Annotated in this window: 13 protein-coding genes; 4 read left to right on the forward strand and 9 right to left on the reverse strand. The window is 47.3% G+C overall.

Translation table 11 applies throughout. The features are described from left to right. Complete coding sequence (locus WG31_RS15935) at positions 1-1005, forward strand: alpha-E domain-containing protein (RefSeq protein ID WP_209439398.1); 1005 nt, start codon at positions 1-3, stop codon at positions 1003-1005. Between the two features lie 47 nt (positions 1006-1052). On the opposite strand, the gene nadC is transcribed toward WG31_RS15935, so the two are convergent. The 3 genes from nadC to WG31_RS10435 form a co-directional block, all read right to left on the reverse strand. Beyond that, complete coding sequence (nadC, locus tag WG31_RS10425; RefSeq protein WP_063354473.1) at positions 1053-1910, reverse strand: carboxylating nicotinate-nucleotide diphosphorylase; 858 nt, start codon at positions 1908-1910, stop codon at positions 1053-1055. 26 nt (positions 1911-1936) lie between these two features. Continuing rightward, positions 1937-2917, reverse strand: coding sequence for a quinolinate synthase NadA (gene nadA / locus WG31_RS10430; RefSeq protein WP_063354474.1), 981 nt, complete (start codon positions 2915-2917; stop codon positions 1937-1939). Between the two features lie 80 nt (positions 2918-2997). Further along, positions 2998-3882 (reverse strand): NUDIX hydrolase, encoded by an 885-nt coding sequence (locus WG31_RS10435; RefSeq protein WP_063354475.1) that lies wholly within the window; start codon positions 3880-3882, stop codon positions 2998-3000. A 256-nt stretch (positions 3883-4138) separates the two neighbouring features. Between WG31_RS10435 and WG31_RS10440 the strand changes: the two genes are divergently transcribed. Further along, entirely contained in the window at positions 4139-4771 is a 633-nt protein-coding gene (locus WG31_RS10440) for a TetR/AcrR family transcriptional regulator (protein ID WP_063354476.1), read from the forward strand. Here the strand turns inward: WG31_RS10440 and WG31_RS10445 are convergent. From WG31_RS10445 to WG31_RS10470, 6 genes are all read right to left on the reverse strand, one after another. Continuing rightward, the gene (locus WG31_RS10445) at positions 4743-6035 is read right to left on the reverse strand and encodes an NAD(P)/FAD-dependent oxidoreductase (protein WP_063354477.1); all 1293 of its coding nucleotides are present in this window, start codon (positions 6033-6035) and stop codon (positions 4743-4745) included. The genes WG31_RS10440 and WG31_RS10445 overlap by 29 nt on opposite strands. A 178-nt stretch (positions 6036-6213) precedes the next feature. Continuing rightward, complete coding sequence (locus WG31_RS10450; RefSeq protein WP_063354954.1) at positions 6214-7605, reverse strand: NAD-dependent succinate-semialdehyde dehydrogenase; 1392 nt, start codon at positions 7603-7605, stop codon at positions 6214-6216. Positions 7606-8085: 480 nt separating this feature from the next. After that, positions 8086-9321, reverse strand: coding sequence for an MFS transporter (locus WG31_RS10455; protein WP_006117526.1), 1236 nt, complete (start codon positions 9319-9321; stop codon positions 8086-8088). Between the two features lie 24 nt (positions 9322-9345). Next, positions 9346-9747, reverse strand: a complete 402-nt coding sequence (locus WG31_RS10460; RefSeq protein WP_063354478.1) for a GlcG/HbpS family heme-binding protein — start codon at positions 9745-9747, stop codon at positions 9346-9348. A gap of 174 nt (positions 9748-9921) precedes the next feature. Further along, a complete protein-coding gene (locus WG31_RS10465; protein ID WP_063354479.1) occupies positions 9922-10494 on the reverse strand; it encodes an NADPH-dependent FMN reductase in 573 nt (190 codons plus the stop codon). 98 nt (positions 10495-10592) lie between these two features. Then, positions 10593-11462, reverse strand: coding sequence for a pirin family protein (locus WG31_RS10470; protein WP_063354480.1), 870 nt, complete (start codon positions 11460-11462; stop codon positions 10593-10595). 120 nt (positions 11463-11582) lie between these two features. Here WG31_RS10470 and WG31_RS10475 point away from each other — a divergent pair, with 120 nt between their 5' ends. Both WG31_RS10475 and WG31_RS15710 read left to right on the forward strand, forming a co-directional pair. Next, positions 11583-12512 (forward strand): LysR substrate-binding domain-containing protein, encoded by a 930-nt coding sequence (locus WG31_RS10475; RefSeq protein ID WP_063354481.1) that lies wholly within the window; start codon positions 11583-11585, stop codon positions 12510-12512. A gap of 201 nt (positions 12513-12713) precedes the next feature. Continuing rightward, complete coding sequence (locus tag WG31_RS15710; RefSeq protein ID WP_162269446.1) at positions 12714-12875, forward strand: hypothetical protein; 162 nt, start codon at positions 12714-12716, stop codon at positions 12873-12875. The last annotated feature ends 346 nt before the right edge of the window (positions 12876-13221 follow it).

Below are 13221 nucleotides of genomic sequence, written 5' to 3' on the forward strand. Positions count from 1 at the left end.
ATGAACGAAACACAGGGCCATCTGCTCTCTCGCTATGCAGAATGTATGATGTGGCTGGCGCGTTATATGGAACGCACAGAAAATCTAGCCCGCCTACTAGAAGTGACAGAAACATTTGTGCGCGATGCCAATGGGCAAATTGCATGGCATTCTATTGTGCAAATTAACTCGGATGAACAGACCTTCCTTGCCTTACATCCATCAGGCGATGCAGATGCCGTAGCCAATTTTTATCTGACTGAACAGGCAAATCCGGCATCTATCTGTGCAACCGCCCATGCCATACGTGAAAATGCGCGTGCTGTTCGGCCCCTTGTTTCTATTGAAATGTGGGCACAGCTCAATGTCTTCACACGCTGGGTTCTGGATCTGAAAGAAAAGGATATTTATCAAAACAGTCTTTCAAACCTGTGCACTCATATCAAGCAGGACTGCCAAGCCCATTTTGGCGTTACGGAAGGCACGCTTTACCGTGATCAGGCATGGCTCTTTTATAAGTTGGGCAAAACGCTTGAACGATGTGACCAGATTACGCGCCTGATAGATATTCGCTACCATATGCTGCTGCCCCAGGGAGAAGCTCCCGGTTCTGAAATCGACATTACGCAATGGACAGCCGTATTGCGCTCTGCAGCGGCTTACCATGCCTTCCGCCGTTTACGCCCAGTTACAGTTACGCCTGCAAATATTGTAGGATTTTTGCTAAAAAATGAAGGTTTCTGCCGCTCCTTAGCCGCTAATTTACGTTTAATGGATGAAACACTCGCACTTTTAGCCTCTTATCCCGGCTTGCGTTCACGTTGCAGCGCACTACAAGAATGTGTTGCAGAGCTACGCGTTACTCTTGCAGAACAAACTGCGGAAGACATTATTATTCGTGGCCTGCATGATTATATGAGCTGGATACAACAGCAGCTTTCTCAATTGCAGGAACAAATTGCATCTGAATTCTGGCCTCCCGTTTCCGCTGTGGCGGTTCAGGCAGGTTGTCAGATGCAAGCGTGAATTTGTTTGCGTATAGTATAAAAGCTTTTGGATATGTTTTGAAAAAACTAGATGTAATCCAGACCAATATCCAAAGCTTTTACGCTATGCGTCAACCAACCTGCGGAAATAACATCCACTCCAGTTTCAGCAACAGCACGCACTGTTTCTTGCGTAATTCCACCTGATGCCTCGGCTATGGCCATGCCATTAATCATGCCAACAGCTTTGCGCAGAGTATCCGTATCCATATTATCCAACAAATACGCATCAGCACCGCCACAAGCCAATGCGGCTTCCAACTGCTCCAACGTATCTACTTCCAGTTCAATTTTCATAAGGTGGCCTGCACGCGCACGAGCTCTTTGTAAGGCCACGTCAACTTGCCCACCACACAAAGCCAGATGATTATCCTTGATCAAAATAGCATCATCTAACCGAAAACGATGGTTGCCACCTCCGCCTGCCTTTACGGCATATTTTTGCAACGCTCTTAACCCCGGAAGCGTTTTGCGTGTGCAGCAAATAACAGCTTTTGTGCCAGATACAGCATCCACCATCTGGCGCGTTTGGCTGGCAATACCGCTAAGATGAGAGAGAATATTCAAGGCTGTCCGCTCTCCTGCCAAAACAGTTAGAGCATCACCTTCTACTTCAGCCAGCACATCACCAATCGCCAGCATATCCCCATCTTGCTTAAAGGCACGAAAATGCACCTGTTCATCTAAAAGCGCAAAAGCCTGCTGTGCGCCCGCAAGCCCTGCAACAACCCCCTGTTGGCGGGCGCAGAATACGGCGCGCATTTTCTGCCCAGGCATTGCTAATGCTTGTGTAGTTACATCTCCGCCCTGCCCCAAATCTTCAAACAATGCTGCTTGAATAACAGGTTTCCATAACAAGCTGGGAAAATGACATGCGTAAGACATATGTATAAGCGCTCCTACCCTACCCCTTAAACAAGCAACATGCGCTCAACAGATAGACGCGCACGCTCTTGCAAGGCTTCAGGAATAACAACTTCTGCTTCAAAATTTTCCAGAGACTTACGGATGGCGGGTAATGTAATGCGCTTCATATGCGGGCACAAATTACATGGGCGCACAAAAGTGGTGTTTGGATACTGCGCTGCCAAATTATCGCTCATGGAACATTCAGTTACCAAAAGAACTTTTTTGGGACTTTCTTCTGCAATATATGCAATCATCTGGGCTGTGGAGCCTGAATAATCCGCAGCTTCCACCACTTCTGGCGGACATTCAGGATGCGCCACAACTTTTACACCCGGATGCATACGCCGATATTGCCGAATTTCCTGCGGGGTAAACCGTTCATGAACCTCACAATGCGCAGGCCATGTTATCATTTCAATTCCGGTTTCGGCCTGAATATTGCGTGCCAAAAATTCATCTGGAATCATGATAACACGTGGAACATTCAGGCTTTCCACCACTTTGCGCGCATTGCCTGAAGTGCAACAAATATCGCTTTCGGCCTTAACCGCGGCTGTGCTGTTCACATAGGTTACAACAGGCACCCCGGGATACGTCTGTTTCAGATAACGCACATTCTCGGCTGTAATGCCTTCTGCCAAAGAACAGCCAGCAGCTACATCCGGAATCAGAACTTTCTTTTCTGCGTTTAATAGTTTGGCAGTTTCTGCCATAAAATGCACACCAGCCATAAGAATAATATCGGCATCTATATTCTGTGCGGCACGTGCAAGAGCAAGGCTATCGCCCCGGATATCAGCCACACAATGAAATATTTCTGGCGTTTGATAGTTATGTGCAAGAATAACGGCGTTATGCTGCTTTTTAAGGCGTATAATGGCCTCAATATCAGCAGCATAACGCTCTTCCCACAAATCTCGCGCCATGATGCCAGCCACAGGCTGATACAGAGTATCCCTGTCTGGAATATTGAACGCCAACATGAATACCCTCCCTTGCGGTACATATGCTCAATTTGAGTATATGTACCGCAAGGGAAAAACAAGCGCTTTTAACCTACTTTTTATAACAATGGCGTTAGCGGCAATTTGGCGCCAGCCAGATAGCAATTTTGCCCTGCTTCTGGCCGAAAGCGGTACAGCTTTGCAGGCCGCCCTTGCTGAGGCGTATCAAAAGCACCTGTTTCTTCCACCAGCTTTTGTTGCAAAACCAAACGCCTGAAATTTTGCTTGTGCATCCAACACCCTGCCAAGGCTTCCATGGCCTGCTGAAGCTGCAACAATGTAAATGTTTCTGGCAACAAATCGAACACAACTGATGTATAACGAATTTTCGCCCGCACGCGTGAAAGGGCTGTCGCCAAAACACGCCGGTAATCTGCCTGCATTTGCAAACCTATCTGGCTTTGTCCTTTAAAATGTTTGGCTTCGCGCACCAAGCCAACTTCCCACAAAAGCTCATAACGATCCAAGGCCAGCTCATCGTTCCATGGGTGAGGAGAAAGGCCAAACAGTCTGGCGCATCTTTGCTGTTTAGCAATGCTTTTTCCAACCCAATTTTTCAGTAATCCAATAATATGCTGCAACAGAGCATGAGCCGCTGGATATCTGCGATCTTCCCACGGAAAATAATCATATATAGAACGTTCTGCTATTGTTTGGTCTGCATTAGAACTGATTAATGCCATGTAGGAAATACGCACCAACCGGCTTTTATCGGCCACCTGTGTATCTGCAAATGTATAAAGCTGTTCTGTATGCCCCAATACCACGCCTGTTTGCTGCTCTACCCAGCGGCATAGTTCCTTTTGTAAGGAATGGCCGCCCATGGTTAACGGGCCTGAAGGCAAAGCCTGACCGTTTTCCAGCGTAAGCACGCAGGGCGTATCTTTTCTGATATTCAAAAGAACGGCTACAAGCTCTGCCCTGCAAAACGCTGTCTGTTTCATGAAGCCTCAGTAATGAACCAAAAATAAAATATCATAGGTGAAATCTGCATACTCATTTTTCATATGGGCGTGAAGATTCTACAGCCCAGAACAGATATTCCTGAGAATGTTTCCAATACAATGTTTTCCAAATGAACATGTCTCATGATATTATACAGCTACATCATTCATGCCTGACATCATCAGGCCTATATTTATGTCCGTTTAAAAAAGACATATAAACTTTTTTGAAAGAAATCAGGATATTTCCACGCCCATGAATACGCCTACAAAACATGATATCGCAAAAAAGAAAATTGTAGATTCTGCACGCGCGCTTATTGCTGAGCGCGGATTTTCGGCTGTCGGGCTTTCGCAAATTCTGGAAGTTGCGGGTATCCCTAAAGGCTCATTTTACCATTATTTTGCATCTAAAGAGGCATTTGGAGAGGAACTTCTGCGCTCTTATATGCATGATTATTTAATAAATATTCATGCACTCTTTTCCACACCAGATAAAAACGGCGCACAGAAGTTATTTTCTTATCTGGATTTCTGGCGCCGCTCCCATATCAAGGGGCAGGTTGGAGATAAATGCCTCATCGTTAAACTTGCTGCAGAAGTATCTGATATATCAGAACGCATGCGCCGTATTATGGAAACCGGCACTGCTTCTGTTATTTCTCATCTCTCTCAGGTCATTAAAACTGGGCTGCAGGACGGATCTCTACAATCCTCCCTGCCCGCCCACAAACTCGCATCATCGCTCTATCAGCTCTGGCTGGGTGCAACCTTGATGACGAAAATTACGCATTCATCCCATCCTTTGGATGAAGCATGGCAAACTTCGCACACTCTTCTTGGTTGCACAGCAGATCAACTTAATCCAAGCGCACAGAAGGGCGAATAACGGTTTCCACCATATCAGCAAAGATAGACGCCAAACCGCGCACCCAGCCAAACAGCTCTATCTGGTGCTGACGATACAGCATAATATGCCCCATACGTGCAGAAAGCCCGTGCAACATACCACCGCCCATAACCCGGCCACCCGGTAGTGCTGCCCAGCCATTGTAATTACCCAGTGCAACAATAGCGCCTTTGTTATGGAAAATGCAGGAAGGTACTTCCTTACCACTTTCCAGCCATGCAGGCAGATGTTGCGCCAGATGATGCGCCTGCTGACGGGCAACCTGTGCCGTAGCGGGTAGCGGATCATCTACAATATAGGAGCAATCCCCCATTGCAAAAATACGGTCATCATCAACAGAGCACAGATTGGGTTTTACGTTGATCTGGCCAGAGCGGCTTAGAGAAAGACCACCATAGGTTTTTGTTACCGCCGGAGCCTTAACACCAGCAGCCCATACCCGCAGTGTTGCTGGTACGTGTGTGCCATCTTTAAGCGTAAAGCCCGTAGCATCTGCTGCAGCAACGCGGGCAGATGTGCGCACATTTACACCAATCCGCTCTAGCTCCTGTTGCGCGGCCATTGAAACAGATTCCGGAAAAGCAGGCAGGATACGGGCGCCAGACTGCAACAACGTAATGCTGAGTTTTGGCGGTGCCTTACCGAAAGCATGCAAGCTTACTGGGTCAACAATTTCGAGAGATTTATGAAGTTCAGCGGCAAGTTGGGTGCCTGTGGCACCGCCCCCAACAATAGCAATATCCAATTCAGAATTATCAGCAAATGACTTCAGAATTTCCATTCTGAACTTTTCATTAAAAGCATTTGCTTCAACAAGGTTATCAATAAACAGACAGTTTTCCAGCACACCGGGCGTGCCAAAATCATTGGCGCGGCTTCCGATAGACAGGACAATGGCATCATATGTCATGGTTCGGCTATCCAGAACCTTGCTGCCATCTGATGCATGTAAGGGGCTTAAAACAACTTCCCGCTTATCTCTATCAATAGAGACAACTTCACCCGGCCAGAATTCAAAATTATGGCTGCTGGCCTGAGCCATAAAACTGATGCGGTCATTTTCATTCTGCACTGTGCCAGCAGCAAAGCAATGCAGCATGGGCTTCCATACGTGTGAAAAGCTTTTATCAATAAGTGTGATACGTGCTTTTCCGTGCCGGCCAAGTGTTTTACCCAGACGCGTTGCAAGGGCAAGTCCTGCCACTCCGCCACCGACAATAAGAATTTCAGACTTGGACGACATCAGGTTTACATGCCTCTTTCAGGAAGTAAGCGGGAGATAACGTTATGTTTTTGAATGAATATTTTTATTAAAAAGAATTATTTTATTACTACACTATATAATTCTATTTACTTATATTTTTATACTATGCGTATTCTGTGCAAGCGGGCACCTTTACAGGCGCCCGCTAACAGTATGATCAGAACGGTGCGTCGATATCGACCGTGTTGATCAGCTTGTGGTTCACAAACTCTTTGATACCAAGACCAATCAGTTCACGCCCATAACCGGAGTTTTTAATGCCACCGAAGGGCAGATCTGCCTTAGGCACCAGCGGATGGTTGATGAACACCATGCCTGTGCGGATTTTTGCAGCCACACGTGCGCCACGTGCTTCGTCTTTGGTGAAGACAGCACCACCCAGACCATAAGGTGAATCATTGGCGATACGGATTGCATCGTTTTCGTCTTTTGCACGATACAACTGCGTTACCGGGCCAAAGAATTCCCAATGGCGGGCTTCGTTGTTGCCATCCAGACCGGTCATCAGCAGCGGACGGAAGAAAGCGCCTTTACCGGGCACTTCTGGCCCAATCACTTCAACCTTTGCACCGTGCTTGATGGCTTCCGTCACCTGGCGGTGCAGATCATCCATAGCGCCTTTGGAGCACACCGGTGCCAGCGTTGTGGAAGGATCCATCGGGTCACCAGCTTTCAGCTCGGAAACACCCTTTTTGTACAGTTCCAGAAAACGATCATAAACTGCATCAGCAACAATCAGACGCTTGGCAGATACACACACCTGACCAGCATTCCAATGGCGGCCAATAACAGCCCATTTAGCTGCTTTTTCTACGTCAGCATCATCCAGAACAATAAAGGCGTCTGCGCCGCCCAGTTCCATGGTAGCCTTTTTCAGGGCTTTACCTGCAACACCAGCAATAATGGTGCCTGCGCCTTCAGAACCTGTCAGAGCCACACCGCAAACGCGGGGATCGTTCAGGATAACTTCCGTATGGCGACGTGCTGTATAAAGGTTACGGAACAGACCTTTTGGCAGGCCAGCTTCGTTCATCAGCTCTTCACAAGCAGCAGCGCACTGCGGCAGGTTGGAAGCGTGCTTAAGCAGAACAGCGTTACCAGCAGAAAGCTGCGGCGCAATAATGCGGACAACCTGATAGAATGGGAAGTTCCATGGCTCAATTGCCAGCACGATACCAAGAGGTTCGTGCACCAGAACAGCCTTACCTTCTGCCGGATCAGCAACCGGCAGAGATTCCGGCTTCAGAAGTTCTTCTGCATATTTTGCATAGTATTCGAAAATTTCAGCAGAAAGAATAACTTCTGCTTTGGACTCTGCAAACAGCTTGCCCATTTCCAGCGTGCCCAGACAAGCATACTTATCAACATCACGACGCAGAATGGCAGCTGCGGCATTCATAATACGAGCGCGTTCAGCAAAGGAGGTATCACGCCATTTTTCAAAAGCGGCATGAGCTTCGGACAGTGCGGTCTGGACTTCCTGATCTGTAGCTTCAGGAAAATTAGCAAGAACTTCCCCGGTGTAGGGATTGGTTGTCGCGTACGCCATTTTTACCTCGTGAACAGTGAAATGGAAAAAGCAGAACGAGCCCGCAAATGCGGCATGCACCCGGCAGAGCAGAATGCTCCAATGTGTGGCATCGTTTCCCTCATCCAAAAAATAGACCGGTCAACTTTTATCGGGCAGGAAAACTTCTGATGGCAAAAATCCATATACAAACTGGAAATATTCCTACCGAATCTGTATGGCCTGTTCTGGTTATCTGTATATGAATGGATATAGATGAAGTCAATTTATAATTGGACCAGTCGTCTTATAACTCTTATCCTATTTATGGTGGGTTCGTATAAATCCAGCTTAAGCAGGCTCTCTCCCCTGCCCCACTCCATGCCTGTTGGCACACAATAGATACAAAAAAGCTGGAAGACATATGAGCCTTCCAGCTTAAAGCGTTCGTGCAGAACTCAATGTAGAACAAGAGTATAAAGCGTTAAAACCTTATTTGTTATAACACTCTAACATTCCTATTCAGGAAATAGGTTGCCTGATTTCCTTCTGCCCGCTCCGGCGCAACACCAGAATTGCCAGCAAATACACAACCAGGCCACCTGCTGAAAGAATAGCCCCACCAATGCCTAGCGCAGAATATCCAAACTGATGCGCCAGCAGCATACTGCCCAATGCTGCCCCTAATGCATTAGCAATATTAAACGCAGAGTGGTTGAGGGAAGCCGCCAAAGTTTGGGCATCCCCTGCAAAATCCATCAGACGTGTTTGCAAGGCTGGCCCCAAGCCATTTACAAATGTAGGGATAAGAAAGACAGCAAGCGCCAAAAGCAACGGCTGATGTAACACCGTAGAAAAACCCAGCATAACAACAGCACTGCCACCAAGCGCCAGAATTGCAGCCAGATCCAATTTACGATCTACAAGCCACGCACCTGCATTTGCTCCAACCAGCATGCCCATGCCCCAAATAACCATGTAAAGCATGACAGACCATTCCGGCACATGGGTTACATTCTGCAAGATACTGGTAAGATAGGTATAAATGGCAAACATGCCGCCAAAGCCAATAGCGGCTGCCAGCAACGTAAGCAAAACCTGAGTGTTACCCATAGCAGCAACTTCTTTAAGTGGTGAGTTTTTGCGGTTGGGCTGGTCTGCTGGGATATAGCGCCATACCCCCAAAAAGGTAATACAACCAAACAGACCAATAATAAGGTACGCCACACGCCAGCCGAAATGATCCGCTGCAAATGTAGAAAACGGTGCGCCTACCAGAGTAGAAATGGCAATGCCAGACAGAACCCGCCCCACAGCCCACCCACGGCGAGAGCGCTCTACCATTGAAGCCGCAACAAGCGCAGAAATACCAAACAATGCCCCATGCGGCAGGCCGGTAATAAACCGTGCAACTTCAACCAACTCTGGCGTGGGCATGCAAATGCTTAGGAAATTCCCGAAACAAAACAACACCAATAAAGAAAGAAGCAGTTCCCGACGGGAAAGGCGCGCGCCCAGAATGGTAATAAGCGGTGCGCCAATTACCACGCCCAGAGCATATGCCGTAATGGCATATCCTGCATCTGCCGCAGACAGATGTAAGGAACGTGCAAATTCTGGCAGCATGCCCATAATGGCAAATTCACCTGTTCCAACAACAAAAGTGCCGAAAGTAAGAATGAATAAAGCGGCAGCACGCCCATGAGGCGGCTCAATAAACGAGGTCGGTACGGGAGGAGGCTGAGGAGCAGTTGTCATTTAAAAACTCAAAAATAAGAAAGTTCAGTTCTTTACGGCCTGTTTCATTGCAACACGGGCAATTGCAATATCATCTTCTGTTTTGGCACCAGAAACACCTATGGCACCTAAAAAAGAGCCATCTGCGGCTTTAATCACCAGCCCACCGCCAAAGCTGGTTAAACCGCCGTTTGTATTCTCCAGCGTATAGGCCTCACCATCCGGGCAGCCTTTTGCGGCAAAGTCCGCACTGTCCATCTGGAACAAAGCTGCTGTGCGCGCCTTTTTTTGGCTCACATCAACCACACCTAAAGGTGCTTCATCCATCCGAGCAAAAACCACTGGCCATGCTGCGGCATCCACAATGGACACACATACGCTTACTTCAAGCCGACGCGCCTCTGCCAAGGCAGCATCTAGCATAGATAAAGCCAAAGAAAGCTTCATGAAACAGAACTCCTGCACGAAGAAAAGCGCGCAGACTACTCATCTCGCTCTTAAATGAAAGAGAAATTATACACAAAACACATTTATTTAACGATAATGAACATATTCTTATTATAAATGAAGCGTGAGGCCCTTATTAATTTTTATCTTTAGCCTCACAAATCCCCAGATAGTCTATTTTTGTTCCCCGCGTGCCAGATCTGCCAAGGCCTGTATCTGGCGCGTGAGAAAAGCGCGTGTTTTCTCGTCTGTCAGTTCCAGCTTGTCTGTATCAAATTTATCCGCTGCCTGGCCGATCATCACTTCCGGCCTATTCAACACAAGGGCATCCATAAACACCATGCTCTGGCGTATGTGATACTGCGCACGGGCACCACCAATCATGCCCGGTGAGACCGTTTGCAGCGCGACGGGTTTGCGCGCAAACGGTTGCGGCGTGAGGCGAGAAAGCCAATCAAGCGCATTTTTAAGCACACCCGGCACGGAATAATTATATTCTGGCGTTACAATAATAACGCCATCTGCTGCCCTGATCTGCTCCCCCATTGTTAGCACAGAAGCAGGAAAACCCTGCTCCTGCACATCCTGATTATAATGCGGAAAATCAGCGATAGAACCAAGCGCTGAAATAGTTATTCCATCTGGAGCCAATGCAGGTAACGTGCGCGCCACAATACCGTTATAAGATGCCTTACGCAGGCTCCCCAATACAGTTACAAAATGTAGATGTTCTTTTTCCTGTGTCATGCTTCTGTCCTGCCTTGAAGTGTTTATTGAAAAAATAGCCTGTCATGGATGACATGACGTGCAAGCTGCATGATCGTTGCGATACATGCCACGATGTATCAGTCTGAAATGTTGCCAAAACGCCCACTGTTAAAATCTTCAATTGCCTGACGGATTTCCTCCCGCGTGTTCATGACAAAAGGCCCATATCCGGCAATAGGTTCATTCAAAGGCGCACCAGTTAAAATAAGAAAGCTGGAGACTTTGGTAGCTTGTAATGTTACCTCTGTGCCTTCCTGATCCAACAGCACAAATTGTGCGTTTCCTACTTCCTCCGCGCCATTTACAATCAACTTTCCTTCAAGCGAAACAATAGCGGCATTATGCCCCGCAGGGAGAGAAAGCATGATGTGTGCGCCCTCTTCCAGCTTTCCATCCCACACGTTAAGTGGAGAGAAAATGCGCGCAGGCCCATGCTCACCTTCATAGTCTCCCGCGATAATCCGCAGGCTGCCCGTATTATCCGGCAATGCAATGGTTGGAATTTCCGCAGCCTGTAGGGTTTGATAGCCTGCTGGCGCGCCTTTATCTTGAGCTGGCAAATTGACCCATAACTGCACCATCCGGAAATCTCCCCCAGCTTTTGCATAAGCTGGAGAATGAAATTCCTCGTGCTGGATACCGTTGCCTGCTGTCATCCACTGCACATCACCGGGGCCAATAATGCCACCACCGCCAGATGAATCACGGTGCTCCACTTCACCATCATAAACAATGGTAACGGTTTCAAACCCTTTATGTGGATGCTGGCCTACACCGCGCCGTGTATCTGTTGGCGCAAACTTATGCGGGCCTGCATAGTCTAACAGCAGAAACGGGCTGAGGTGCTCACCAAAATCCGTATAGGAAAACAGAGAGCGTACAGGAAAACCATCACCTACCCAGTGTCCACGCTCATTTCCATAACGACCAAGAATTTTCTTCTGCATGACTTTTGTCCTGTCTGAAGCAAGAGCGCTTTATGCGCCTTTTGTTGACACGAAACATGCGCTCTTCTTATCGTCGCATAAAGATTCCTAAATAAAACATTGCGTTTCATAGGTAGGACAATGAGAGACCTGAATGACTTTGGATATTTTGTACAGGTTGTAAAATATGGTGGATTTTCAGCGGCGGCTCGTGCAACTGGCCTACAAAAATCTCTCCTCAGCCGCCGTATCCGCCTTCTTGAAGAGCGCCTGCATACGCGCCTGATCCAACGCTCCTCACGCCATTTTAGCGTTACGGAAACAGGACACCGATTTTATGAACACTGTATTGCCATGTTGGAAAAAGCAGATACGGCAGAGCGATCTGTAGCCCGGCTTCAAACCGAACCCTGTGGGCTTGTCCGCTTAAGCTGCCCTGTAGCTTTGCTGAACTTTCAGTTTGGTGCCTTACTTGCCCGCTTTATCATGCTGTATCCAGCCGTAACGCTACAACTTGAAAGCACCAACCGGCGCGTAGATGTCCTGAAAGAAGGTATGGACCTTGCAATACGCGTGCGGTTTCCGCCCATTGCTTCATCAGATCTTGTTATGCGCACGCTTGATACCAGTACGCAGTGTTTGATTGCAGCACCAACCCTTGTGCCGCACCCACTATCTTCCCCGGCAGATTTAAACGCCTTTCCCAGCTTGGATTTTCATACCACACCGGGTTCACACTCATGGTTACTGGAAAATCAGGAAGGACAAACAGCCACCATTTTTCATGAACCACGATTGGCAACAGACGATATGGCTGTGCTACGCGAAGCTGCCCTTGTAGGTGCTGGTATTGTGCAAATGCCCACCATGATGGTTTGGCAAGATATTGAGGCAGGTCACCTGATACGCGTTCTTCCAGACTGGCATCCGCAAGCTGGTATTATTCACGCTGTGTTTCCATCTCGTCGCGGGCTTGTTCCCGCTGTTCGCGCTTTGCTAGATTTTCTGGCGAAAGAATGCCGTGCCCAACGTAACTTGGCCACAGAAATTTTTAAAATACCCTCTGCATAAAAAAGTATATCTACAAAACAGACATCTCAGTTCTTATAATCTGATTAGCAGAAAACAAAATCATTTTTCAGATGCTCAAAAACGGAAACCTTACTTGCCGGGAACGTTGTATCTAAACGCCCTACACCAATCAGGCAGACACTCAAAATTCTGTCATTTTTGGTCCGGCTTGTTTCCACAGTCATATGTATGAGGTTTGTTATGGCCGAAAAGAAAAACAAAGACAGCAAAAAACAAGCTCAAGATAAAAAACTTGATGAAGCTTTAGATGAAAGCTTTCCTGCAAGTGACCCACCGTCCAGAAGTGGTTTTACCGGAGATAGAGAACCACCTGAAAAACCCACTAAAAAACCCAAAAAATAAATATGTTTGTTTTTAACGCGCCTTGTAAAACGGCACTCTCTTTAAGTGAAAAATCTTAAAGAGAGTGTTTCCCATCTCCTATCTTTTAACGTTTGCGAACTATTCCTGCCCGACTTCTAACACTTCAGGATACTGTTGCTGCTGGCATTAGTTTTACTATTCTGCCTTGGTCTGTTGCCAGCAAAGTGATTGTTCCGGGCAAATCCCACGTGTATGAACTCTGTAGCTGTTAGAAATATTCTTATTGAATTGGCCAAAAGCATGGTGATGTCGCAAAAGCAGATATTCACATTAAGCTTGCATTGCCTGTCTTTTGCTTTGGCTATAGGCCAACCATGATACACTT

The organism is Acetobacter oryzifermentans, from assembly GCF_001628715.1.
Lineage (GTDB): Bacteria > Pseudomonadota > Alphaproteobacteria > Acetobacterales > Acetobacteraceae > Acetobacter > Acetobacter oryzifermentans.